This is a genomic window from Pedobacter sp. MC2016-24 (assembly GCF_015223055.1).
Taxonomy (GTDB): Bacteria; Bacteroidota; Bacteroidia; order Sphingobacteriales; family Sphingobacteriaceae; genus Pedobacter.
The window spans coordinates 234,288-258,655 of the sequence record NZ_JADFBX010000001.1 but is presented as its reverse complement, the minus strand read 5'-3'; the positions used below and the strand labels follow the sequence as shown (position 1 = coordinate 258,655).

Below are 24,368 nucleotides of genomic sequence, written 5' to 3'. Positions count from 1 at the left end.
TAAAGACTATGGGAAATTTTTTGAAGGACGATTTTTTATTACAAAGTGATACGGCAGCTGATCTGTATCACAATTACGCCAAACATTTACCAATCATTGATTATCATTCGCATCTGCCACCAGATGCCATTGCGAAAGACTATAATTTTAAGACCATTTCTGAAATTTGGCTTGCCGGTGATCATTATAAATGGAGAGCATTAAGAACACTTGGAGTAGAAGAAAAATACATCACCGGATCTGGAACAGATTTGGAGAAATTTAGAAAATGGGCAGCCGCAGTTCCATACACACTGAGAAATCCATTATTTCACTGGACGCATATGGAACTTAAAAATCCATTTGGTGTAGAAGAATTGTTAAGTGCCGACAACGCAGATCGTATTTACGAGACAACCACTGCACAGCTTCAAACTCCAGGTTTTAGTACACAGGGATTATTAACTCACTTTAATGTAGAGATGGTGGGTACTACCGATGATCCGGCCGATAATCTGGAATATCACCAGCAAATTGCAGGTTCTGAGTTCAAGACAAAAATATTACCGTCATTCAGACCAGATAAAGCATTTAATATTGTACAAGGTGATACTTATCGCAGTTATGTTAAAAAATTAGGTGAGGCTGCCGGTGTAACCATCTCCAAACTTGACGATTTGTTACAGGCGCTTCAAAACAGAGTGAACTTTTTCCATGATAACGGTTGTCGCATTTCAGATCATGGTCTGAATGCTGTTCCGTTTGTGAAAGAAATTCCTGCAAATTTAAATGAAATTTTTGAGCAGGTACTTGGAGGAAAGGATCAAAATGCAGAATCGGTTAAAAACGAATTCCTGTATTATGTATTGCATAAATTGTGTGCAATGTACCATGAAAAAGGCTGGGTTCAGCAATTCCATTTGGGGGCATTACGTAATAACAATACCAGAATGTTGTCTCAATTAGGTGCTGACACCGGTTACGACTCTATAGGCGATTTTCCGCAGGCCGAAGGCTTATCCAATTTGTTAAATTCACTGGAAGCACAAAGTACATTAACTAAAACCATAATTTACAACTTAAATCCTGCAGACAATTCCGTGTTTGCCGCTATGGTTGGAAATTTTCAGTCCGAAGGCATTAAAGGAAAGGTTCAATTTGGCTCAGGATGGTGGTTTTTAGATCAGCTTGATGGAATGACGGAACAAATTAATTCCTTGTCAACCATCGGTCTTATTTCCTGCTTTATTGGTATGCTGACCGACTCGAGAAGTTTCTTGTCTTATTCCAGACACGAGTATTTCAGGAGATTGGTATGTAATATTTTTGCCAATGACATTAACCAAGGATTAATACCGAACGATTTATCCTGGACAGGTAAAATTATAGGTGATATTTGTTATCACAATGCCAAAAACTATTTTGGATAATTATTTAATCTGGGACGATGCCCTGACCAGAATATGGGTAGGAAGCAAAACAGTCTCGTAAGCCTCATATAGATTTTTCTTTTCAATAAGGGAAATTAATTTATCTGCTGCGAGCTGCCCGATTTCAAAGGCTGGCTGATGTACTGTGCTCAGGGATGGGCTAAACGCATCAGCCAGTTCTGTATTTGTGAAACCGATTAAAGCGACATCATGAGGAATTTTATAGCCGAGCTTATTCAGTAATACGAGGCATCTGGTACTGATTTGATCCGTTGCGGTAAATATAGCGTCCGGTTTATTGTCCATACTCATATAATATTTCAACGCTTCCTCCAAATCTGCATTTAAAGTATTGGCATCTGTATAGTCGCAAGATCTGAGTAATTCAGGTCTGTATGGGATACTATGATCAGACAATGCTTTTTTATATCCATTTAAACGCTCGGTAGCAATATTAAGAATGGTATTGGTATTTAAATGAGCAATATTTTGATAGCCGTTTGCAATTAAATGCTGGGTTGCATCATACGCGCCTTTAAAGTTGTTTGCACCAACTTTATGGGTATTGATCTGATCAATAAGGCGATCAAACAGTACAACAGGTAAACCTGATTCCTGCAAAGAAATTAAATAACTAAAATCTATGGTTTCGCAGGCAGGGGAAATGAGAATACCATCCACACCACCAGCATAAAGCAGCTCTATACAAGCCTGTTCCTGCTTCTGCGATTCTTTACTTTGCATGATGATGATTTGGTAAGATTTATCTGTGGTAGCTTTATGAATGCCATCCAGCATCTGTGCAATTACATTGTTATCCAGCGAACAAACCACAACACCGATAGAACGACTCTTACCTTCTTTTAAGCCCTTAGCCATTCTATTAGGAGAATAATGATGCGCTTTCGCGTAATCGAGGACTTTATTTTTAGTATCTATCCCGATCTCGTGGCTATCGTTAAGCGCCTTGGAAATCGTTGAAATAGACAGATTAAGTGCTTTGGCTATGTCTCTTAATGTCACTGTTTTGTTCATGCTGATTTCTCTTCGTATTAAGAACGCTAAATTGCAACTATAAATGCGATAAGCTCAATTTATTTTATTTTTTCTTCTTTTGGTAAATCATATGAAAGCTTCAATTTCTTTTTAAAAAACTGATAATAAGATAATTGTAATTTTAGACTTACCAAAACTTTGTAAGTTGACAAAGCGATGATACAGATCGTTATAACTGTTTATACATTTGTCTAACGGTGTTAAATTATTTACATCTGATATAAGTAATGCCATGGGAAGTAAAGAACGTATAGCAAGGCTAAAAGAAGAAACCAGACTCAATATACTTGATGCTGCCCTTGAGATTGTAAAAGAAGATGGTTGGAACGCATTGAGTATGCGAAAGATCGCCGATAAAATCGAATACACAGCACCCATCATCTATGAATATTTTGCCAATAAAGAGGGGATACTGTTAGAACTGACCCGGAAAGGTTATATCATTTTGGCGGGAGAGATCAGAACAGCCAGAAATCTACATGATAAACCGGAAGCGCAATTGGAAGCTATGTGGGTCGCTTATTGGAACTTTGCCTTTAAATATAAAGAGCTTTATCAACTGATGTATGGCGTAGACATGAATTGTTGTGAGTTGAAAAAGTCTATGCCTGAAGCTGAACTGGCAGATGATATGTTATGGGACGTGATAGAAAAGCTCATTACGATTGACAAGCCTAGTGAAGACTTTATCTGCAGGAAGTATTATACATTTTGGTCTATTATTCATGGTTTAATTTCAATAAACCTGGTTAACAAAGGCCGGGATGACGAGATGAACCAACGCATTTTAAAAGATGCCATAAGAGGAATTATAAAATACATCAACGATTAATAACTGATCAGGCTTCAACAAGCCTTCTTTTTTTAACATCTACTTAACACTGTTAAATAGATTATACACGTTAATAAAAACTTTAATATATAAAATCATGAAATACAAACCCGTCTCTTCACAGTTAATTAACACTGTTAAACAATCTAATTACGTTATGAAATCAATACTTTTACTCTCTGTTTTATTTTTAGTAGCATGTTCGGGTAAAAACCCGCAAGCTCCACCACCTGCACCACCATCATTACCTGTCGCCAGTGTGGTTTCAGGTACAGAAACTACTTTTCAGGAATATCCTGCATCTATAGAAGGTACCGTTAACGTGGAAATACGTCCGCAAGTAACCGGTACACTGGATCAGGTATTTGTTGATGAAGGTGCATTGGTAAATGCCGGTCAGCCTATATTTAAAATTAATGAACAGGTATATCGCGCTGCATTAAACAATGCAATTGCAGCACAACATGCTGCCGAAGCAGCCATGGTGAATGCACAACTTGAAGTAGAACGCTTAACACCACTGGTACAGAATAAAGTTATTTCAGAATTTCAATTAAAATCTGCAAAAGCAACTGCTCAGGCAGCTAAAGCAAATATTGAACAGGCCAAAGCAAGCGTATCTACCGCGTCTATTAATCTGGGCTATACCTTAATTAAAGCACCGGTAAGTGGTTACATTGGTAGATTACAAAAGAAACGCGGAAGCCTGGTAGGTCCTGCGGATGTAGAAGCTTTAACACAATTGTCTGATGTACACGATGTGCATGTTTATTTCGCATTGGGAGAGAAAGATTTTGTGAATTTTAAAGATCAATACCCTGGTCAGACGCTTAATGACAAGTTGAAAAAACTTCCTGCAGTAACCCTATTACTGGCAGACGGTACAGCTTACGCTAAGACAGGAAAAATCGATGTGATCGATGGACAATTTGACAAAAATACGGGTTCAATTACCGTAAGGGCAAGTTTTCCAAATCCTCAAGGACTAATCCGCTCGGGTAATACCGGAAAGATCCGTTTGAGCCTGCAGCATGAAAATGCACTGGTAATCCCTCAGTCCGCAACCATGGAAGTACAAGACAAAATCTTTGTCTTTGCAGTTGCAGATAGCAATAAGGTGAAAAGACAGGCCATATCTATCCTGGGAAAAAAGGGAACAGATTACTTGGTTAAAGATGGTGTAAAAGCTGGTGATCAGATTGTTTTGAGCGGACTGGACCATTTACAGGAAGGCACTGTAATTACACCTCAAAAAGCTACCGATAAAGTAGCTGTTGTAAAAAAATAATACATATCAATTAAGATTAAAGTCATGTTTCAAAAATTTATTGAAAGGCCGGTACTTTCCACTGTGATCTCCATTTTACTGGTGATTGTTGGGATACTTGGCTTAACCAAATTGCCTTTACAGCAATTTCCTGATATAGCACCTCCGGCGGTACTGGTATCTGCAGTATATCCGGGTGCCAACGCCGAAACCGTATTGCGCTCGGTAGCACCTTCACTGGAAGAATCCATCAATGGTGTGGAGAACATGAGCTATATGAGTTCCACAGCAAGTAATGATGGTACACTGGCGATTACCGTTTACTTTAAACAGGGAACTAATCCTGATCAGGCAGCTGTAAATGTTCAGAACCGTGTGGCACAAGCTACCAGTCAGCTGCCTACAGAGGTTGTACAGCAAGGGATTACTACTTCAAAACAACAAAACAGTTTTATCGGGGCAATCGGTATTTACAGTGAGGATCTGAAAAAGTACGATCAGACTTTCGTAGCCAACTATGCCCAGATCAATATCATCCCTGAAATCAAAAGGATTCCAGGTGTTGGATCAGCCTCTATATTTGGAGGAGTGAAAGATTATTCCATGCGGGTTTGGCTGAACCCCAGCCAGATGGCTACTTATGGCATTACCCCCGCAGAGGTGATGGCAGCTATACAGGATAAAAGTATAGAAGCTGCCCCAGGTAAATTGGGCGAAAGAAGTAAGGAAGTGTTTGAATATGTAATTAAATACAAAGGAAAGCTGACCAAACCGGATGAATATGAAAACATCGCCATTCGTGCCAATTCAGATGGATCTGTACTGCGCTTAAAAGATGTAGCCCGTGTTGAGCTTGGTGCTTATTCATATACCAGTACAACTCATTTAAATGGAAAAACAGGGATTGTTATTGGTCTGATTCAGTTGGCTGGTTCCAATGCCAACGAAATTCAGATTGCAGTGGATAAACTCATGGAAAAAGCCGCTAAGGATTTTCCCGATGGGATTAAATACAACCAGTTCTACAGGACCAAAACAGCGCTTGATGAATCTATTGAACAAGTGGTACACACCCTGATCGAAGCTTTTATCCTCGTATTTATCGTGGTATTTATCTTCTTACAAGATTTCAGGTCTACGCTGATTCCGGCAATAGCAGTTCCAGTAGCGATCCTGGGTACATTTTTCTTTATGAATCTATTTGGATTCTCAATTAATCTCCTAACCTTATTTGCACTGGTACTGGCCATTGGTATTGTGGTAGATGATGCGATTGTGGTCGTCGAAGCGGTACATGCCAAGATGGAGCACAAAAACCTCTCACCAAAAGCTGCCACTACCGAAGCCATGCATGAGATTACTGGTGCAATTATATCGATTACGCTTGTTATGGCCGCTGTGTTCCTTCCTGTTGGCTTTATGACAGGGTCCACTGGTATTTTTTACAGGCAATTTGCCTTCACCATGTCGATTGCAATTGTGATCTCTGCCGTAAACGCCTTAACCTTAAGTCCAGCTCTGGCGGCGTTATTTCTAAAAAGCAACCATACAAATGCTGACGGAACGAAAGCGCCTCAAAAAGGCTTTTTACAAAAGTTTTATGCTGGATTTAACAGCAGTTTCAATTCGATGACCAGGCGATATCTTGGTGGAGTGAGATTTCTGATCAACCACAAGTGGATCAGCATGGGTGGTCTTGCCATCGTAATCTTAGCTACAGTGTATTTAATGCAAAACACGAAGTCTGGCTTTATTCCGACTGAAGATCAAGGTTTTATAGCAATCGCAGTTTCAACACCATCAGGTACATCTTTGAATGGTACAACAGAACTGATGAAAAAAGCTGAGGATGAATTAAGTGCCCTGCCATCGGCAAGATTTGTTACCTCTATTCCTGGTTTCAATTTGTTAACCACCTCAAATAGTCCATCAGCAGCTATTGTTTTTGTGTTGTTGAAACCTAATAAGGAACGGGGCGAGTTAAAAGACATCAATGCGATACAAGATCAGATCAGAGGTAAATTAGGCGCCTTATCTGGTGGTACTTTCTTTGTATTTAGCTTTCCAACAGTTCCTGGTTTTAGTAATGTGGAAGCTTTGGACCTGGTATTGCAGGACAAAACAGGCGGTAAACTAGATAAATTTAGTGGGGTGGCCAATAATTTTATTGGTAAACTGATGCAGAAAAAAGAAATCGCCTTTGCATTTACTTCATTTAAAGCAGATTATCCACAGCTGCAACTGGATGTTAACGATGATAAAGCGAACCAGCTTGGTGTAAACGTAAAAGATATTTTGCAAACCATGCAGGCTTATTTTGGTAGCGCCCAGGCCTCTGATTTTAACCGTTTTGGTAAATATTATAGGGTAGTGGTACAGGCCGATATCGCAGACAGAACCGATCCGGCATCTATTGACCGGGTCTTTGTGAAAAGTAAAACCGGAGAAATGGTGCCCATCAATACACTGGTTAAATTGACCCGCGTATTTGGTTCTGAAACAGCATCCCGTTACAACCTCTTTAACTCTATTCAGATCAACGCCATTCCTAAGCCGGGATATAGTTCTGGTGATGCCATCAGGGCCATTGAAGAAACTGCTAAGGAGGAATTGCCAGCTGGATTTGCTTATGAATTCTCTGGTCAAACCCGGGAAGAGATCTCTTCAGGTGGCCAGTCTACCGTAATCTTTATCCTGTGTCTGGTATTTGTATATTTCTTGTTATCTGCACAATACGAAAGTTATTTATTACCGCTGGCAGTTATACTTTCTATTCCTACAGGGATTTTAGGTGTCTTTGTGGTACTTGGGTTAACAGGAATTGAAAATAACATCTATGTGCAGGTCGCACTGATCATGCTTATTGGCCTATTGGCTAAAAACGCGATTCTGATTGTTGAATTTGCAGTACAAAGGCGTAAGGCAGGTATTGGTTTGGTCGAAGCGGCAATTGAAGCCGCAAGGTTGCGGATCCGACCGATCATCATGACCTCACTGGCCTTCGTATTTGGTTTATTTCCAATGAGTATTGCAACAGGCCCATCTGCTCAGGGTAACCACTCCATCAGTATTGGTGCAGCAGGGGGGATGGTCTCTGGAGTTATACTCGGACTCTTTATCATACCTGTTCTATTTGTCATCTTCCAGCACCTACAAGAACGGATTACCGGTGCGCCATTTAAAGTGCCGAATTCCGAAAATTCGTTGGAAGAGAACGATCATGGAAACAGATTGGAAACCGAAGCACTTGCATTGCATACTAATTAATTAAAAAAAAATGAAACGATATATAAATCCATATGCTTTTTTAATACTGGTCGTCTTTTTAAGCGCCTGTAAAGTATCAAAGGATATTGTGGTACCTAAATCAGCCATCCCTGAATCATTCAGGGGGGCTGAAAACCCTACAGATACATCTGGAATCGCATCTGTTCCACTCAACCAGTTTATTGCTCAGGCAGAACTGCGTAAATTAATCGATACCGCTTTATTGAAGAATTATGATCTGCAGATTGCATTGAAGAACATAGAGGCTTCAGAATTGTTGTTTAAACAATCCAGACTCGGAAATATTCCTTCACTCAACTTTCAGGTTACCGGAAGTTCCAACAGGCCTTCAGACAATAGTCTGAATGGTTTAAGTTCGAGCCAGTTCCTGGGTACCAGTCATATTGAGGATTACAATGCCAACCTGGGAATAAGCTGGGAAGCTGATATCTGGGGAAAAATACGCAGCAGGAAACAAGGTGCATTTGCGACTTACCTGCAAAGTCAGGAAGCAAAAAAAGCCATCCAAACCCGTTTGATTGCCAATGTAGCACAGGGCTATTATAATTTATTAATGATGGATGCGCAGCTGTCGATTGCTAAAAAGAACCTGGCATTAAATGACAGTACACTACGTATTATCCACATCCAATTTGATGCCGGACAAGTGACCTCACTGGCTATTCAACAGGCAGAGGCGCAGCAAACCGTAGCTGCACAACTGATACCACAACTTGAGCAGGGATTAGGCATACAGGAAAATGCATTGCGAATTCTGACCGGACAAGTGCCGGCGGCCGTAGAGCGATTGCTGACGCTAGATCAGGTTACCGTACCACAATCCTTATCGGCAGGAATTCCATCGGTCATGGTCAATCGCAGACCCGATGTTAAAGCTTCAGAACTTGCTTTAACCATCGCCAATGCAAAAGTGGGTGTAAATAAAGCGAACATGTATCCGACGCTAAACATCACAGCGAGCGGCGGTTTAAACTCTTTTAAAGCCAGCAATTGGTTTAACGTACCTGCTTCCTTATTTGGCATCGTAACTGGTGGTATCACACAACCTATATTTCAGCATAAGGAATTGAAGACACAATTCGAAGTGTCTAAAGTAGAGCGTGAAAAGGCAGTTTTGCAATTTAGACAAACCGTATTAACTGCTGTAGCTGAGGTTTCTGATGAGTTGATTAAACAAGACAAATTAAAGCAACAATACAGTATCGCAAACAGTCGGGTTAACACATTACAAACTGCAGTAAAAAATGCCAATTTATTATTTAAAAACGGGATGGCAAATTACCTCGAAGTGATCACTGCACAAAGCAATTTATTGCAGAGTGAATTGGATCTTGCTACCTTAAAAACCGCCCAATTGAACGCTTCAGTGGAACTTTACCGGACACTGGGAGGGGGATATTAAGGGGGATTTTAGGGGGATCACATGATTGTTACGCTTGCTGAAACAAGCCTGGATTTTTAATCCCATTTTTAGTAATACGTTGTTTAAATAACTCCAAAGTGATTTTTTAAACAACGTATTATTTTTTTTATCCATTTTTAAGGTTAGGTTTCTAACCTTTTCCGTAAGTACCCAGGGGCCGGGACCATTTACAAGTTCTTTTAAAAGTGATAAGTTTGTATTGAATAACTAACCAGATTCATATTTCAAAATTATGAAAAAACTAACACTGGCAGCTTTAATGCTTGCACCGGCAATCGTATCAGCCCAAACTCCTGAGTTTACTTTAAAGGGGATGCTAACTAATGAGCAACAACCTGCAAAAGTTTATTTGACTTACAGACTAGATGGTAAAAATGTCTTAGACTCAACAGTTTTAAATAAAGGCGCTTTTCAATTTAAAGGAACAGCTGTAAAACCAATCAAAGCAAAACTGATTGTAGACCATAAGCTTGAAGGTATAGCTAAACTTTCCAGGTCTGAAAATGCAGATGTACTGGATCTTTATCTTGAAAAAGGATTGATCAATGTAAATGCTAAAGATTTAGTGGAACAGGCAAGTATCAGCGGATCAAAATTAAATCAGGAATTCCTTGCTTACCAGGCCTACTTATCTGCTGCTCAGAAAGCAATGGATGCGGTAGATAAAGAATATGCTGCTGCTCCTGCTGAAAAACAAAAAGATGAAGCTTTCAGGAAAGAATTAACTGCCCGTTACCAAAAGGCTGCAGCTGAAAAGAAAGCCCTGCAAAATAAATTCATTAAAGAAAAGCCAGCTTCATACTTTAGTTTAGTTGCGCTGACAGAAATCTCTGGTAGCAGTATCGATGTAAATACGGTAGAACCGATTTTCAAAGGACTATCTGCTGATTTGCAAAAAAGTGATGCAGGTGTTGCATTTGCGAAACAAATTGAATCTGCAAGAGCTACCTCGATTGGTGCAATGGCACCAGAATTCACTCAAAACGATGTCAATGACAAGCCAGTGTCACTAGCTTCTTTTAAAGGTAAGTATGTACTGATCGATTTCTGGGCATCATGGTGTGGTCCTTGCCGTGCGGAGAATCCAAATGTAGTTGACGCTTACAATCAATATAAAGACAAAAATTTCACAGTACTGGGTATTTCTTTAGACAACCCTGGTAAAAAAGAAGCCTGGTTAGGCGCCATTGAAAAGGATAACCTGAAATGGACCCAGTTGTCTGATTTAAATGGCTGGAGTAATGCTGTAGCCAAGCAATATGGCATCAGATCTATTCCTCAAAACTTCCTTGTTGATCCGAATGGAAAAATAATCGGAAAAAACCTGAGAGGTGAAGAATTACATAAGAAACTGAAAGAGATCATTGGCGCGGGAGCAAGTAAATAATTGTATGCTAGTTAAAAATGAAATAATGCCAGCTGTTTGTTTGTCTGACGCCTTAGCGGATAAATTTGAACATTTATGGCACCTTGTAGGTAATACACCTATGCTTGAGTTACAGTATGATTATAAAGGTAAACCCGGAAAAATCTACGTAAAATGCGAGAACTATAATCTGACAGGTAGTGTGAAGGACCGCATGGCTTTGAACATTATGTATGAAGCTTATAATTCCTGTGCAATTAAACCTGGCGACACCATTATTGAGGCTACCAGTGGAAACACCGGTATTGCATTTGCCGCGATTGGTAAGGCACTGGGTCATAACGTTAAAATTATTATGCCAAACTGGCTGAGTAAAGAACGCATTGACATCATCAGAAGTATGGGTGCAGAAGTCATCCTGGTTAGTAAAGAAGAGGGTGGCTTTTTAGGAAGTATCAAAATGTGTGAGGAGCTTGCTGCTGCAGGTGGCGTGTTCCTTCCAAGACAGTTTGAGAACCGTTACAATGAAGAAGCGCATGAAAAAACTACCGGTATGGAAATCTGGGAACAGTTGAAACTGTATGGATTAAAGCCTGATGCATTTGTTGCAGGTGTAGGTACTGGTGGTACGGTAATGGGTGTTGGCAAATGTTTAAAAGCACATAACCCTGCCATTAAAGTTCATCCACTGGAGCCAGCTGAAAGTCCGACATTGACCACTGGTTATAAAGTGGGTAGTCACCGTATTCAAGGCATATCCGATGAGTTTATTCCGGAGATTGTCAAATTAGACCAGTTGGATGAAGTAATCCAGGCCAATGACGGCGATTCCATTATTATGGCACAAAAGTTGGCGAAGGAACTGGGACTGGCTGTCGGCATTTCATCCGGAGCTAATGTCATTGGAGCAATCAAATTGAAAGAAGAAATGGGTATAGATGCAGTTGTGGTTACCTTGTTTAGCGATAGTAATAAGAAGTATTTAAGTACGGACCTCGTTAAAGAAGAAACCATAAAACCTTCTTTCATTTCAACTGATGTAACCTTCACCGGATATCACCCGATCTGTCGTTTAAAATAACCATTTGGAACTCTATAAGTCAATTCACACATAAAAAAGAACAAAATGAAAAACCTAATCTTATTAGCAGTAGGCCTGTTTTTTAGCTTTAGCGCTAGCAGCCAGATATTAAAACCTGTAAAATGGAGTTATGCAGCAAAAAAAACATCCAAAACTGAGGCTACGATCTTTATCAAAGCAACAGTTGATGAGGGATGGCATTTATACTCTCAGTACATGGCAGATGGCGGACCTGTAAAAACCACATTTAAATTTGAGCCGTCAAAAGCTTATAAACTGGTTGGAAAAACAGTTGAGCCAAAACCAATTGTTAAGTTTGAAAAATCATTCAATATGAATGTAAGCTATTTTGAAAAATCGGTGATCTTCCAGCAAAAAGTTAAACTTACTGGTGCAACTGCAACAGTAAAAGGAACTTTAGAATACATGGTATGTGACGATTCACAATGCTTACCTCCTGAAACTGTTGATTTCTCTGTTCCTGTAAAGTAATTTAATAATGAGGTTAAATAATTTAATAACAAGCACTAAGGTGCTTGTTATTGCAGCTTTTTTATGTTTTGTGTCTGCTACTGCGGCATTTGCTCAGGATGCTGATACGACAATGACTGACATTGAATTTACAGATATTGCGCCTGAACCTGCAGTTGCTGCTAAGGATACCGCCACGGCAAAAGTATCTCCAGCAGTTGTAGCCAATCAGGATAGTGTAAGCACGGCCAAAGATGCTGGTGCGAAAGCAAGTACTGTGGCTACTGAAAAAGATAAAACCCTCTGGGAAACGTTCATTGCCGGACTTGTCGGTGGTTTTTTAGCTTTTTTAATGCCATGTATTTTTCCAATGGTTCCTTTAACCATCAGCTATTTTACGAAAAGGGCAGGTAGTAAAGGAAAAGGAATTGGTCAGGCCCTAATTTATGGATTGTCAATTATTGTCATCTATGTTGCTTTCGGCCTATTGATTACCGTGATATTTGGATCTGCCGGCTTAAATGCGCTAAGTGCCAGCGGCCTGTTTAACTTTTTGTTTTTCATTTTACTGGTCGTCTTTGCAATCTCCTTTTTTGGGGCTTTTGAAATTACTTTACCAAGTTCATTTGTCAATAAGATTGATTCTAAAGCAGATAACAGCAAAGGCCTGGCCGGTATTTTCTTTATGGCCGCTTCATTGGCCCTGGTTTCGTTTTCATGTACGGGTCCAATCATTGGCACATTGTTGGTACAAGCCAGTTCTAAAGGCGAATTATTAGCGCCAGCTATTGGTATGTTTGGTTTTGCCCTTGCTTTAGCCTTGCCATTTACATTGTCGGCTATTTTTCCCGGCTTTTTAAGTAGCATGCCAAAGTCCGGAGGATGGTTAAACAGCGTTAAAGTATGTCTGGGTTTCCTGGAGCTTGCTTTAGCTTTAAAGTTCCTTTCATCAGCTGATTTAGCCTGGCATTGGGAATGGTTTGACAGAGAAATTTTCTTAGTCCTGTGGATTGTGATCTTCACCTTAATGGGTATTTACCTGCTTGGAAAGATCAAATTTTCACACGATAGCGACCTTCCTTATGTTTCTGTACCGAGGTTATTCTTTGCCATTTTATCTTTTTCATTTGCGGTGTACATACTTCCAGGTTTATGGGGAGCTCCGGTAAGTGTATTGAGCGGCCTGGCACCACCAATGAACACTCAGGATTTCATTCTTAGTGGAAATGGGTCAGCACCATCCAGTGCAGCATCTGCTGAATTCCCGGCCAAAGTGAAATATAGTGAGTCGTTAAAAGCTCCGGTAGGCTTCCATCCATTTTTTGAATTGGAAGAAGGTTTAGCTTATGCAAAAAAAGTAAACAAACCGATTCTATTGGATTTTACAGGACACACTTGCGTAAACTGCAGGCGAATGGAAGATCTGGTCTGGGTAGACAAAGAAGTAGGCCGTTTGATTAAGGAAGAATATGTATTGATCCAATTGTATGCAGACGATCGCAACATCAAAATGGATAAAGATAAAATTCATTATTCTGACATATTAAAAAGAAATACCGATGATCTGGGTTATTGGAACCTTGATTTTCAAGCAACAAGGTACGGATCAAATGCTCAGCCGCTATATGTACTGGCAGGTCATGATCTGAACGCATTGGTTAAACCACAGGGCGCAATATTCGATGCCAAAGAATATGCCGCTTATTTACAAAGTGGCCTAGCCGCTTTTAAGAAGTAAAATATCACATTAGTAACCAATGGCTCCACTGTTTCGGGAGCCATTGGTTATTAATAAAAACCAAACAATCCACAAATTAACCAATAAATGAAAAAACTAAGTTTGATTACACTGGTTCTGTTAGGAGCCAGTTATCATGGGTTTGCTCAGAAGAGAAATCCGAAAACTCCTGTAACAGCACCGGTAGCAGCGCCGGCAGCAAATCCGAATGCGATGAACCGTCCGGCAGGGCCGGCCACAGGTCCAAAGCCTTACAACCAGGTGATCACCGCAAAGGCTAAAACTGACAAAGGCCTATTCAAAGTGCATTTTGTAGACGATCGGTATTTCTTTGAAATTCCGGATTCCCTGCTGAAACGTGAAATTTTAACCGTTAGCCGGATCAGTAAAGCTGCTGCAGGAAATCGTGCCTCTATGCTCGGATATGGCGGCGACCAGATCGGTGATAATGTGATCTCTTTTGAAAAAGGTCCAAATAACAAAATATTCTTAAAAAGCATTTCTTTTGGCGAACGTTCGGTAGACAGTACGGCTCAGGGTTTGTACAAAACTGTAATGAACTCCAATATCCAGCCTTTAGTCGCTTCATTTGACATTAAAGCTTTTGCTAAAGACTCTATCTCTGGAATTAAAGGAAGTGTAATTGACGTAACTGATTATGTAAATAGCGATAATGACATCTTATTTTTTGATGCCGGTGCAAAAAAAGCATTGTCTTTAACCGGTCAAATGCCTGATCGCAGCTATATCAAAGAAATCAAATCTTTTCCAACCAATATCGAGATCAGAACGGTAAAAACTTATATGAAAACACCAGCTGGTCCCGGTGGCCCGATGGGACCTGGCGGTGGAAGTCCTTCTCCCGCAACTTATGAGTTAAACTGCTCCATGGTATTATTGCCTTCAGATCCGATGAAACCAAGGTATTTTGACCCTAGAGTAGGTTATTTTGCGACTAGCTATGTTGATTTCGATGCGAATCCACAAGGTGTTAAAAATCAAAGTCTGATCACCAGATGGCGCTTAGAGCCTAAGGCTGAGGACGTAGAGAAATACAAAAGAGGTGAGTTGGTTGAACCCAAAAAACAAATTGTGTTCTATATTGATCCTGCAACACCAAAAAAATGGGTTCCTTATTTAATTCAAGGGGTAAACGACTGGCAGGCGGCTTTCGAAAAAGCAGGTTTCAAAAATGCTGTCGTTGCTAAAGAAGCGCCAAAAGACTCAACCTGGAGTATTGACGACGCCAGACACAGTGTAATTGTATATAAACCATCGGACATTGCCAATGCGAGCGGACCTCATGTTCATGATCCACGCACGGGCGAGATTTTAGAAACCCATGTAAATTGGTACCACAACATCATGCAGTTGTTGAGAAACTGGTACTTTATCCAGGCGTCTGCGATTGATCCTGCTGCAAGGAAAATGACTTTTGATGATAAGCTTATGGGCGAACTGATTCGTTTTGTGTCTTCTCATGAAGTTGGCCATACATTGGGTCTGCGTCACAACTTTGGTTCATCGGCTACAGTACCGGTTGAAAAATTAAGAGATAAGCAATGGGTTGAGAAAAACGGTCATACACCATCTATCATGGATTATGCACGTTTCAATTATGTAGCGCAACCAGAAGATCACATCACTGCAAAAGGTATCTTCCCTAGAATCGGAGACTATGATATGTGGGCAATTGAATGGGGATACAAATGGTTACCTCAATTTAAAACACCTGCTGAAGAAGAAACCTATTCTAATCAGGAGATTATCAAAAGGATAGGAGCCAACAAACGCCTTACTTTTGGAACTGAAATGGATCCGAATGATCCCCGCAACCAAAATGAAGATCTTGGTGACAATGCAATGCTTGCTTCTGCTTATGGTATTAAAAACCTGAAACGCGTGTTGCCAAATATTTTAGCCTGGAGTAAAGAGCCAAATGGCGATTACAATAATGCAAAAACACTTTATGGAGAAGTTATAGGTCAATTTAGCCGGTATATGGGCCATGTTGCTAAAAACGTTGGTGGTATTTATACCAGCCCTAAAACTGTGGAAGAGCAAGGCGGAATGTTCCAGCCTGTACCCTATGCTAAACAGAAAGAAGCCATGAACTTCCTGAATGCACAGTTGTTTACTACACCAACCTGGTTAATCAACAGGGATTTAATTGCACGTACCGGAATGAATGCAGTGGATATTTTTCAGGGTCCTCAGAAAAATACACTTGCCAGATTGCAGAATCCAGCTACAATTGGTAAGTTGATCAATGCTGAGGCACTAGATGGTGCTAAAGCTTATACTGTAACTAACTTATTCAGCGATTTAAAAACAGGCATCTGGTCTGAATTGTATACGCACAAGACCATTGATGTTTACAGAAGAAATCTTCAAAAAGCTTATGTAGACAATATGATTAGACTGATCTCGGCACCTGCTGCTGCTGCGCCAAGTATGCCTGGAATGAGAATGACAGACCCTACTTCAAATGATGTGTCAAGCATTAGTCGTGCACATTTAATCAATCTTGCTAAAGATATCCGTTTAGCAATACCTGCTGCTACAGGAATGAGCAAGTATCATTTACAAGACTTATCGGTTCGCATCAATACTGCATTGAACCCAAAATCTTAATACCCAGTTTTCGTTTTTTAGTACTGAGCCTTCTCCCATAAGAGAAGGCTCTTTTTTTCTAGGATATTTTAATTGCTACGGTAACTTCAAAAAAGTTATTTTCCTTCTTTATCTGCATGCTTGCTTCATCACCATAAAGAATCTTTAAACGCTTCTCAATATTCTCCATGCCAATATGATGACTTGTATGTGTTGCTTTGTGTTCAATAAGATTCCTGGTTTTCATAATCAAAAAACTCTGGTCCTGATAAATATCTATCGTTGCAGGATGTGCAGCATTTTGGAGATTACCGTGTTTAAACATATTTTCAACGAGCGTAAGCAAGACCAATGGAATAACCTGTATTTTTAATAATTCCTGAGGATAATTTAGAGAGATCAGGAGCGTGTTACCAGATCTGATCTGATGCAAATGGATCAGATTTTCAACTTGCTCGATTTCCAGACCAAGGCCGGTATATGTCCGTTCATTCTCCTGCATAGAATACCGCATCATTTCAGACAAGGACATGATCGCTTCAGCAGCTTCGGGCGCCGTTTTTCTGGCATTAGAATAAATAAAGCTTAAAGTGTTAAACAGGAAGTGTGGATTAATCTGTGCTTTTAAATGGGCATGTTGGGATTTAACCAGTTCAGTTTGTACTTTTTGGTTCTCGATGATCATCAAAAGCCGCTGCTCTTCGGCCTCCTGAAGCGTTTTACGTTCTTTAATGTAATTTATTACAAAATAGTATGCTGTAGAGAAGAAGAGAAAATAAACGCAACGCCAGATTAAACTAACTATATTTTTTAATTTAAAATCCGGTGGATTAACCATTGTTACCCCAAAATATTCCATAAACACCCTGGCAATTCCAAGTACAAATGGAATATAAACGATAATTTCAGCCAAAATGATCAAAGGCAATAGCCAAATCGCTTTCTTCGACTTAACCTGACTTGCAGGCATGGCAATATGCGCATGGAAATAGAAGAGTAAAATATTACAACTATAAAAAACAGCGTAATTTCCAAAGTTAGATGTAGCGCCAATCAAAACTTCATTGATCACTACTTCATAAAATATAAACAATAGCCAGGCTATTAAATGTATTTTTAATCGCGATATCAGTGGGGGGGAATATTTAACTTTATTTGGTTCCATTAAGTTTGAAATACCTGTTTAACTAATGTTTAGGCGTCATTAAATTGCTACACTTCTATTCAGAAATGTTTCTAGTGGATCTTATGGTATTCCGCTCCAGAAAATTGAGAAAGGACTTTTTATACGTGGTACCTAATGGTACTTCCAGTTTATTACTTAGGATGATCGTGGAAGCTTCAACTTTATTAATGTGATCCATTGAGATGATAAAAGAACGCTGTACCCTCATAAAATTCACATTTCCTTCCAATTTGGATTCCATTTCTTTCATTGTCAGGTAGGCGATATAAGTGCCTGTCGGCGTGTGTATTTTAATGTAGTTGTTTAAACCCTCCACTGCGATCAGGTCCCTTAAATTCACCTTAGTATACCGTTGAGTCTGGTCTGTTTTGACGAAAAAGAAATCTTCAGTCTTTACTTGCTTTTTTACAGCAACTTCTGATGTAACCAGCCGATTAACCATCAGCGCAAATTTACTCATAGATATGGGCTTCAATAGGTATTCATTGGCTTGGACACTGAATGCGTCAATTGCATATTTAGCATGGGCAGTAGTAAATACGAGGTATTTGGTTTTGTGGCGAATGGCTTGAGATAAATCCAGTCCACTCATTCCCGGCATGTCTATATCCATAAAAACAATGTCTATGTCGTCAGCATCACCAATATCAACCATTGCATTAAGTGGATCTGTGAAGCATTTGATCAAATGTAGGTTTGGCATGGCCGAAATATAATCCGTCAGCAGTTCTACTGCATGCATCTCATCGTCTATAATAACACAGTTAAATTCTCGCTCCATAGTTTGTTAATTTGCAGACCATCTCATAACTCACCGATTAACAACCGTCCTTTAGTCAAAATAAATCAATGGTGTAATATATTTTTTTATTTCAATAAATTAATTATTGCAACGTAAAGTTGCTGATTTTTTGCCGAAAAAATACAATTTGTAAGTCAGTTGACCGAAATTTAAATTTACACGACCTTAATCAATAAACTGGGATCTTTCTCAAAACTTAGTTTTCATTCACCAAGTTTTTAGTGTTATTCACCACGTAAAACGCTGCATTCATGTAATATAATTGTAGACACCTCGATTGTTTATTACTTTTAGACAATCCCCCTATTAAAAACAAGGTTCCCGGCCAGATTTGTCGGGAACTTTAACTTGAAAGTAAGAAAACTCAAAATATTAGTATGCTCTCGTATGCTTGATTAGTTCTAAAAGGAACGTAAGTTCCTTTTAGTGACTAACATCAGATTCAAACTGAAAATTAGCTATATTTTTGCCATAGATTTTCCAAGATACCAGCAAAGCCAACAGAACAACGGAGCTGCCAATACATCTGCGGTATAATGAACATGCTGAACCAGTAACAGCACGCCCACAATAAATGCAGCCACAAAGCCGATGATTTTCTCTTTTTTATGCTCCAGGCAAAGTGCACCTAAAAAAATCGTAGCCGTGTGACCAGAGAAAAACAAATCCTTAGTAATGGCATGTGTTCTGTAAAAGAGAACAGAACATGGATCGATAAGATTAATAATTCCTTTGGGCGGATCTAATGGGACCAGACTTATGGTAAGAATGCGTGCAAGACACAAAAATATAAAGGACCATAATGCTGTTAAGCAGATAGAAGTATTTTTTGACATCCGCAAAAGCAGCAGCGCAACCATCGCATACATGACTATAAATATATAGAGCGACACATCAACCGCTTTAATTTCAGCCAAAACCCAATCGTTCAGTACAATGCCTTCCCTGGCTTCTATGCTAGCGAAAAAATGAGGAATAAAAAGAATAATCCCGATCAGGCAAATCATCCCAAGAATAAATTTTATCCTGAAAACAGGATATTCCCAGGCGATCTGCCAGCTGAACTGTTTAAATTGCATGAAGGTAGGTTAGTTGTTTTGTCCTGTAAAATTAGACAAATAAAGGGATTTTAAAATAAAATCAAGCATGTTCATCATTATTTACCGCCTGAACATTATGCCCGCTTATCTACATCAGCTTCTAAAGTAAAACAAATGGAATACTAAAAGCCTTTATAAGAGGTCTTTAAATAAGAAACGGGGTTGAATCCGTAGATCCAGCCCCGTTAAATTAACGCTCTCGAAAACAAAGGTACAAATATTTTTAAATGTTACAACATTTATTTTTAAAAAGAGCAGTTGACTAATTCATGTCTTTGCTTACTTTTCTTGCTGTGCTTTTTCCTGGTAAATAGATTTGGAAACCGACACCTATACCCAAATTATGTGCATATGCGCTACTTCCAAAACCTACAACGCCATTATACTTAAGCAAAGCCTCTAACCCAATTGAAGGGGTAACAAAATAGGTCCAGCCTGGTCCGAAGCTGAATCCCAGTCCATTTGTATTTCCGCCACCTGCAGGATTGGTACCTTGAATCCCAACAGTTGCTTCACCAAAAAAACGTGAATTGTTAACTACTTCATTTGCACCAGTCGCACCATAATACCGACCTAAAGCGCTTACACCATAATTAAAATCTGTTCCTTGCCCTTTTTGGGTTGCGATTCCAAGATCAACCTCACCACCAATTGCTAATCCGTCCTGAACAAACCAGGCTGCTTTTGGTGAAACGTTAAACTTAAATTGATTTGGTTTGTCTAAACCAAAACTGATGTTGGACAGATTTGCACCCATCATCACATTTCCTTTCTGAATTTGGGCATTGGCTCCGAATGTCATCGCTGTACCCAACATAATAGTAAAAAATAACTTTTTCATAAGATCTGTTTTTAATGTGATTTAATAACAAATAAACAATTTAATTGTTCATTACTTTTATTTTTTAATGGAGAATACAATTATTATACCAATAAAAACAATACATTATTCAGTTTTATCAGCCCAATCAAAATTATATCTTCATATTTGTATGTTAATCTGGTTTAGGATCTACATACAGATTTCAGCGGATAAATTAATTAGAGATGAGTACATCAGATAAGAAGCCAAAGAAACCAAGTATTTTAAGTTTGCTTAAGCCTTACAAAGGCTTAATTACATTATTGCTGCTGTGTGCGCTTCTAAGCAACGGGATCAACTTAATCCTGCCCAGACTGGTGGCCAATGGGATTGACGACTACACACGCGGAGTCTTTGAAATGAATCCTATCCTAATCAAATTCGGATTTGCGATCGGTATGGTATTTTTATTTACTTTTTTTCAGGGACTTGTTCAGACTTACGCTTCTGAAAAGGTTGCTCGCGATTTAAGGACCAGGTTAGCAGATCGGATTTCTCAGCAAAGTAATGCCTATGTCGAATTGGCTAACCCCTCCAAGCTGCTGACCAATCTGACTGCTGATGTAGATTCTATTAAGCTTTTTATTGCCCAGGCAATTGTATCGATTACTTCCTCCATATTTATCATCGTAGGCGCAAGCATTTTATTGATCACCATAAACTGGGAGCTGGCACTGGCTATAATTGCCATCATTCCCATCATTGGAATTACTTTTTTTCTGGTGATCAAGAAGGTAAGCGTCTTATTTAAACAAAGTCGTGAAGTAATTGATTGGTTAAATAAAGTCATCAATGAGAGTATCCTTGGTGCAGCCCTCATACGGGTCATCAATTCACAACAACTTGAATACGCGAAATTTCTCGCTGCCAATACGAAGGCACGTGACCTTGGGCTTTCCATTTTGAATCTATTTGCCGGCTTAATCCCGGTCATTATATTTGTTGCAAACCTTGCGGCACTAACCATACTTTTACTCGGTGGACACTACGTCATCAGTGATCGCATGACACTGGGAGATTTTGCTGCTTTTAATAGTTATCTGGCATTATTGATCTTTCCAATCCTTGTTATTGGTTTCATGAGTAATGTAATTGCGCAAGCTACGGCTTCATATGCCCGCATTATTGGTGTATTGGAAGCCGCAGATATAGAAAGCTCCGGAGATTTGAAGACGTCATTGATCGGGGAGATCGAAATGAAAAATGTGGGCGTTTTATATGGGCAAAAACCCGCATTGAAACACGTTTCTTTTAAGTTGGAAGCCGGATCAAAAACAGCAATAATTGGCCCCACAGCTGCAGGCAAGACACAATTACTCTATTTATTAACAGGTTTGATCAAACCTAATGAGGGTGAAGTCCTGTTTGATGGCAAACCTGTGCTAAGCTATGATCAGGAAGCTTTCCATAGCCAGATTGGTTTTGTGTTCCAGGATAGCATTATTTTTAACATGAGTATTCGCGAAAACATTGCATTTAGTGATTTAGTGACCGATGAGTCCTTAAAAAAAGCAATTGATACTGCTGAATTGAATGATTTCGTCAACGCACTTCCTGAAAAGTTAGATACCATCGTTTCAGAACGCGGCTCTAATTTATCGGGTGGTCAAAAGCAGCGCATTATGCTGGCTCGTGCGCTTGCTTTAAATCCAAAAGTGTTGTTGTTGGATGATTTCACGGCAAGGGTTGACACGCAGACCGAGCAAAGGATTTTAAATAACGTTCATTTGAATTATCCTGGATTAACATTGCTGTCTGTAACTCAAAAAATCGCCTCCGTTCAACATTATGATAAAGTGATTCTGTTAATGCAAGGCGAAATTATAGCACAGGGGAAACATGCTGATCTGATGCAGCAAAGTCCGGAATACGTACAAATTTATAACTCACAACAAAGTACCAGCAACTATGAACTACAATCTTAACGAGGTTAAGGAAAAGGAGGAGAAAAAGTCGACGATCGCGGTACTCAGAAAACTTTTGCAATTGATTGCGCATGAACGCAAAAACCTTTGGCTTGCTTTTATTGCCATCGTCATCAATTCGAGTTTATTGCTTCTTGCGCCATACCTCATTGGCCATACCATAGACACTTATGTAACCACTAAGCAGTTTAATGGTGTACTGATGTTTTCCGGAATTTTATTTTGCATGTTTTTAATAACCCTGGTTACGGGATACTTTCAGACAAAATTAATGGGGAGTGTAAGCCAACGTATGCTGTACACACTGCGAAATGCGATATTTAGTAAGTTACAGGAATTACCTGTTTCTTTTTTCAACCAGAATAAGGCAGGTGATTTAATTTCCAGGGTCAACAACGATACCGACAAAATTAATCAGTTTTTTTCTCAATCGTTGGTGCAGTTTCTGAGCAGCATATTTACCATGATCGGGGCCGGTGTATTTCTGCTTGTTATCAATACCAAGCTTGGTGCAGCTACACTGACACCAGCTATACTTATTTTATTGTTTACAGCTTTGGTATCCGCATGGGTTAAAAAGAAGAATGCCCTGAACCTGAAAAGTGTAGGCGGACTCAGCGCAGGTATCCAGGAGAGTCTGAACAATTTTAAAGTCATTATTGCCTTCAACAGACGTGATTATTTTAGAAAAAGATTTGACGAAACCAATCGGCAAAACTACAGCACAGCCATATGGGCTGGCATTGCCAATACGGTATTCATCCCGGTTTATGGCCTTTTTTCAAGTATGGCACAGCTCATTGTTCTGGTTTACGGCATTCACCTCATTACCATCGGGGAGTTTACAATTGGCCTATTAATTAGTTATTTGTCTTACGCTGTCAATTTCTATAATCCTTTAAGGCAACTGGCCGCGCTATGGAGCAATTTCCAGGTCGCACTGGCAGGTTGGGATCGCATTTCTCAGATCTTATCCATGGAAAGTGATCTGCAGACGATTGATGTTTCAGATTTTAAAGCTTCGGAAAGCTTATTGTCTTTCAAAAATGTTCATTTCGGATATGCTGAAGGGCAAGAAATTTTGCACAACATCAGTTTTGATTTGGAGCGGGGTAAAACCTATGCTTTAATAGGTCCGACAGGGGGAGGGAAAACCACGACAGCTTCGTTAATGGCTCGTTTATACGATCCTACGCAGGGTACGGTGTTGTTAAATGGAAAAGATATCAGAAGTTATACTGCGGCGGAACGCACTGAAAAAATCGGATTTATTTTGCAGGAGCCGTTTTTATTTACCGGTACGGTAAAGGATAATATTCTTTACGGAAATGCAAATTACAAAGACTTCAACAATGAACAATTGGAAGCTGTAATTAAAGAAGCCCATCTGGAAGCTTTGCTGGCTTTGTTTGATCAGGGCCTGGAAACGGAAGTGACTTCAAATTCCGATAGCATAAGTCTCGGGCAAAAGCAGTTAATCGCCTTTATGAGAGCCGTTTTGAGAAACCCGGAACTGTTGATTCTGGATGAAGCTACCGCAAATATTGATACCATTACTGAGCAACTTTTGGGAGATATTCTGAAAAAATTACCCAAACATACCACATTGGTCATCATTGCCCATCGGCTAAATACTATAGAGAATGCTGATGAGATATTTTTTGTGAATTCAGGAGAAGTAATTAAAGCTGGAACCATGGAACATGCCATGAATATGCTTTTGAAAGGAAAGCGCAATAGCTAAATGCAAGAAGCAGGTGGATTAATGTCCGCCCGCTTCTTTGTTTTTTCTGATGAATGACAGATAAAAAGCAGTAACGATAATAATTACGCACAGAGAAACCAAGAAAATAGTAATGTTCTGTCCATGTACTGACTGATGATGTTCCATAGTTTTATATTTTTTGATGAAGTTAAGAAAAAATATTACGGTTTTAGTTTTTACAGAT

Annotated in this window: 17 protein-coding genes; 12 read left to right on the top strand and 5 right to left on the bottom strand. The window is 39.4% G+C overall.

What is annotated here, in order from left to right:
* Positions 1–8: 8 nt before the first annotated feature.
* Positions 9–1,409, top strand: a complete 1,401-nt coding sequence (gene uxaC, locus IM797_RS01255; protein WP_194125274.1) for a glucuronate isomerase — start codon at positions 9–11, stop codon at positions 1,407–1,409.
* Here the strand turns inward: uxaC and IM797_RS01250 are convergent, their stop codons facing one another.
* Complete coding sequence (locus IM797_RS01250) at positions 1,410–2,444, bottom strand: LacI family DNA-binding transcriptional regulator (RefSeq protein WP_194125273.1); 1,035 nt, start codon at positions 2,442–2,444, stop codon at positions 1,410–1,412.
* Between the two features lie 253 nt (positions 2,445–2,697).
* Between IM797_RS01250 and IM797_RS01245 the strand changes: the two genes are divergently transcribed.
* The 9 genes from IM797_RS01245 (at position 2,698) to IM797_RS01205 (ending at position 16,565) form a co-directional block, all read left to right on the top strand.
* Positions 2,698–3,297 carry a TetR/AcrR family transcriptional regulator gene (locus IM797_RS01245; protein ID WP_194125272.1) on the top strand — a complete coding sequence of 200 codons (600 nt, stop codon included), beginning with the start codon at positions 2,698–2,700 and terminating at the stop codon, positions 3,295–3,297.
* Positions 3,298–3,454: 157 nt separating this feature from the next.
* Positions 3,455–4,585 (top strand): efflux RND transporter periplasmic adaptor subunit, encoded by a 1,131-nt coding sequence (locus IM797_RS01240; protein WP_194125271.1) that lies wholly within the window; start codon positions 3,455–3,457, stop codon positions 4,583–4,585.
* A gap of 24 nt (positions 4,586–4,609) precedes the next feature.
* Positions 4,610–7,831, top strand: a complete 3,222-nt coding sequence (locus IM797_RS01235) for an efflux RND transporter permease subunit (RefSeq protein ID WP_194125270.1) — start codon at positions 4,610–4,612, stop codon at positions 7,829–7,831.
* Positions 7,832–7,841: 10 nt separating this feature from the next.
* Positions 7,842–9,254 (top strand): TolC family protein, encoded by a 1,413-nt coding sequence (locus tag IM797_RS01230; protein ID WP_194125269.1) that lies wholly within the window; start codon positions 7,842–7,844, stop codon positions 9,252–9,254.
* A 253-nt stretch (positions 9,255–9,507) separates the two neighbouring features.
* A complete protein-coding gene (locus IM797_RS01225) occupies positions 9,508–10,662 on the top strand; it encodes a TlpA disulfide reductase family protein (RefSeq protein ID WP_194125268.1) in 1,155 nt (384 codons plus the stop codon).
* Between the two features lie 25 nt (positions 10,663–10,687).
* Positions 10,688–11,722 (top strand): PLP-dependent cysteine synthase family protein, encoded by a 1,035-nt coding sequence (locus IM797_RS01220; RefSeq protein WP_370583059.1) that lies wholly within the window; start codon positions 10,688–10,690, stop codon positions 11,720–11,722.
* Between the two features lie 45 nt (positions 11,723–11,767).
* Positions 11,768–12,214, top strand: a complete 447-nt coding sequence (locus IM797_RS01215) for a protein-disulfide reductase DsbD N-terminal domain-containing protein (protein ID WP_194125266.1) — start codon at positions 11,768–11,770, stop codon at positions 12,212–12,214.
* A gap of 7 nt (positions 12,215–12,221) precedes the next feature.
* Positions 12,222–13,931, top strand: a complete 1,710-nt coding sequence (locus tag IM797_RS01210) for a protein-disulfide reductase DsbD (RefSeq protein WP_194125265.1) — start codon at positions 12,222–12,224, stop codon at positions 13,929–13,931.
* Positions 13,932–14,018: 87 nt separating this feature from the next.
* On the top strand, positions 14,019–16,565 hold the full coding sequence (locus IM797_RS01205) for a zinc-dependent metalloprotease (RefSeq protein WP_194125264.1): 2,547 nt from the start codon (positions 14,019–14,021) through the stop codon (positions 16,563–16,565).
* 58 nt (positions 16,566–16,623) lie between these two features.
* Here the strand turns inward: IM797_RS01205 and IM797_RS01200 are convergent, their stop codons facing one another.
* The 4 genes from IM797_RS01200 to IM797_RS01185 all read right to left on the bottom strand — a co-directional run bounded on the left by IM797_RS01200 (position 16,624) and on the right by IM797_RS01185 (position 20,473).
* Entirely contained in the window at positions 16,624–17,637 is a 1,014-nt protein-coding gene (locus tag IM797_RS01200; RefSeq protein ID WP_194125263.1) for a sensor histidine kinase, read from the bottom strand.
* Positions 17,638–17,764: 127 nt separating this feature from the next.
* On the bottom strand, positions 17,765–18,511 hold the full coding sequence (locus IM797_RS01195) for a LytTR family DNA-binding domain-containing protein (RefSeq protein ID WP_194125262.1): 747 nt from the start codon (positions 18,509–18,511) through the stop codon (positions 17,765–17,767).
* 479 nt (positions 18,512–18,990) lie between these two features.
* Positions 18,991–19,611 carry a phosphatase PAP2-related protein gene (locus IM797_RS01190; protein ID WP_194125261.1) on the bottom strand — a complete coding sequence of 207 codons (621 nt, stop codon included), beginning with the start codon at positions 19,609–19,611 and terminating at the stop codon, positions 18,991–18,993.
* A gap of 283 nt (positions 19,612–19,894) precedes the next feature.
* Complete coding sequence (locus IM797_RS01185; RefSeq protein WP_194125260.1) at positions 19,895–20,473, bottom strand: hypothetical protein; 579 nt, start codon at positions 20,471–20,473, stop codon at positions 19,895–19,897.
* A 206-nt stretch (positions 20,474–20,679) separates the two neighbouring features.
* On the opposite strand from IM797_RS01185, the gene IM797_RS01180 reads away from it, so the two are divergent.
* Together IM797_RS01180 and IM797_RS01175 are read left to right on the top strand one after the other, a co-directional pair.
* Positions 20,680–22,419 (top strand): ABC transporter ATP-binding protein, encoded by a 1,740-nt coding sequence (locus tag IM797_RS01180; RefSeq protein WP_194125259.1) that lies wholly within the window; start codon positions 20,680–20,682, stop codon positions 22,417–22,419.
* On the top strand, positions 22,403–24,163 hold the full coding sequence (locus tag IM797_RS01175) for an ABC transporter ATP-binding protein (protein ID WP_194125258.1): 1,761 nt from the start codon (positions 22,403–22,405) through the stop codon (positions 24,161–24,163). Before IM797_RS01180 ends, IM797_RS01175 begins: the two co-directional genes overlap by 17 nt.
* Positions 24,164–24,368 lie beyond the last annotated feature (205 nt).